Origin of the sequence: Streptomyces phytophilus (assembly GCF_013870535.1) — a bacterium.
Lineage (GTDB): Bacteria > Actinomycetota > Actinomycetes > Streptomycetales > Streptomycetaceae > Streptomyces > Streptomyces phytophilus.
Genome location: NZ_JACBXC010001062.1, coordinates 1 through 2,140, shown reverse-complemented (window position 1 = coordinate 2,140; position 2,140 = coordinate 1). Strand labels below are relative to the sequence as shown.

Annotated in this window: 2 protein-coding genes; both read left to right on the top strand. The window is 74.3% G+C overall.

The genetic code is table 11. The features are described 5' to 3' along the window. Positions 1-34: 34 nt before the first annotated feature. The gene (locus H5J30_RS29035; protein ID WP_181790246.1) at positions 35-703 is read left to right on the top strand and encodes a response regulator; all 669 of its coding nucleotides are present in this window, start codon (positions 35-37) and stop codon (positions 701-703) included. 457 nt (positions 704-1,160) lie between these two features. Continuing rightward, positions 1,161-2,140 (top strand): MMPL family transporter (locus H5J30_RS29030; RefSeq protein WP_181790247.1); only part of this gene is annotated, 980 nt, incomplete at its 3' end.

Genomic DNA, 2,140 nt, shown 5'->3' with positions numbered 1-2,140 from the left:
CCCGGCTGCCCTACGGAACGGAGCACGCGCAGGCATGATCAGGATTCTGCTCGCGGACGACCAGAAGCTGGTGCGCGCCGGCTTCCGCTCGATCCTGGAGGGCGAGGACGACCTCGACGTGGTCGGGGAGGCGAGCGATGGCGCCGAGGCGGTGGCCGCGTGCCGCGAACTGCGCCCCGACGTCGTCCTGATGGACATCCGGATGCCGGACACCGACGGCCTGGAGGCCGCCCGGCGGATCGCCGCGGACGAGCGGCTGGCGGACGTCCGGGTCGTCATCCTGACGACGTTCGACCTCGACGACTACGTCTACGGGGCGCTGCGCGCGGGCGCCGCCGGGTTCCTGGTCAAGGACACCGAGCCGGAGGAGCTGATCCACGCGGTGCGGGTGGCGGCGCGCGGCGACGCGCTGATCAGCCCTTCGGTGACACGGCGGCTGATCGCCGAGTTCGCCGGCCGGGTGAAGGCACCGGAGCCGAGCCCGCGGCTGAACGCGCTGACGGAGCGGGAGGCCGAGGTGATGCAGCTGGTGGCGGCGGGGCTGACGAACGACGAGATCGCGGCGCGGCTGGTGCTGAGCCCGGCGACGGCCAAGACGCACGTGAGCCGGATCATGACGAAGCTCGGCGTGCGGGACCGGGCGCAGCTGGTGGTGCTGGCGTACGAGTCGGGAATGGTCCAGCCGGGCTGGCTGGGGCCCTGACGGCCCGTCCGGTACGGGGCGTCCGGCACAGGACGGCCACGGGGCCGTCCTGCACAGCGCCGTTCGGCACACCCCGTCCACTTCCCCCGCGCACCCGCCCAAGGGTAGGCCGCCACACCGACACCGACACCGAGCCGCCTTCGGCCCCCGGCGCCCCCGCGGCCCGTCGGCCCAGCCCATCCGTGCCGTGCCCGGCACCGCTGCGCGGCCGTAAGGGCTCCCCCTAGGGGATCGGACAGGGTACGGGGGAGCCGGCGCAACCCGGGTAGTACGGGGCGGGCGAGGGCGCAACCCGTGGGGTACGGCCGTTGCCTGCGCCGGGCCGATGTGCGCGCCCCGGGCCGCCCACGAAGCTGGCGTCATGTCCGCAAACCGCGCAGCTCCGCCGCCTCCCGCCCCCGACGTACGCCCCGGGCTCTTCGCCCGTCTCGCCGACTGGTCACGCCGCCGGCGCAGAATGGCGATCCTGCTCTGGATCGCCGTCCTCCTCGGCGTCACCGCGACCTCCCAGGCCGTCGGCGGCGACTGGCGCAACGACTTCTCCCTCCCCGGCACCGACTCCCAGGCCGCCACCGACCTGCTGGAGAAGCACGGCTCCGCGCAGGCCGGCGACAGCGTGGAGATCGTGTTCAAGGACGAGGGAGGGATGCGCGCCGCGGGCACCGAGCAGGACGTCGAGCGCGTGCTGGAGCAGGTGCGCGGGCTGCCGAGCGTCGTGGACGTGCGCAGCCCGTACGCCGACGGCGGGGCGGCGGTGTCGGAGAAGGGCGACATCGCGTACGCCACCGTCACCCTGGACGACAAGGCGGAGCTGGTCCCCAAGGGCGATGTCCAGAAGATCATCGACACCGCGCAGGACGCGCGGAGCGACGCGCTCCAGGTCGAGCTGGGCGGCGACGCCGTGCGCGGCGCGGAGGAGGGCGGCGGCGGGGCCGCCGAGGGCGCGGGCATGCTCGCCGCGCTGGTGATCCTCGTGCTGCTCTTCGGTTCGCTGGTGGCCGCGGCCGTGCCGCTGGTGACCGCGCTCTTCGCGGTCGGCACCGCCGTCGGCCTGATCACCCTGGCCGGGCACGTCTTCACCGTCGCCGACTTCACTCCGCCGATCATGATGCTCGTCGGCCTCGGCGTCGGCGTCGACTACGCGCTGCTCATCTTCTACCGCTACCGCCACGAGCTGGTCCGCGGCGCCCACCGCGACAGCGCCGCGCGGATCGCGCTCGACGCCGCGGGGCGCACGGTCTTCTTCGCCGGCTGCACCGTCATCATCGCGCTCCTCGGCCTGGTCGCCCTCGGCCTCGGCGCGCTCCAGGGCGTGGCCCTCGCGGTGGCGCTGACCGTGCTGGTCACCATGGCCGCGTCGCTGGTGCTGCTGCCCGCGCTGCTCGCCGTCCTCGGCCGCCGCATCCAGCGCCACGTGCTCAAGCACGCCGGGAAGGC

Excerpts from the sequence above, each read along its gene's own strand:
- H5J30_RS29035 (WP_181790246.1), top strand. The coding sequence starts at position 35 with ATGATCAGGATTCTGCTCGCGGACGACCAGAAGCTGGTGCGCGCCGGC.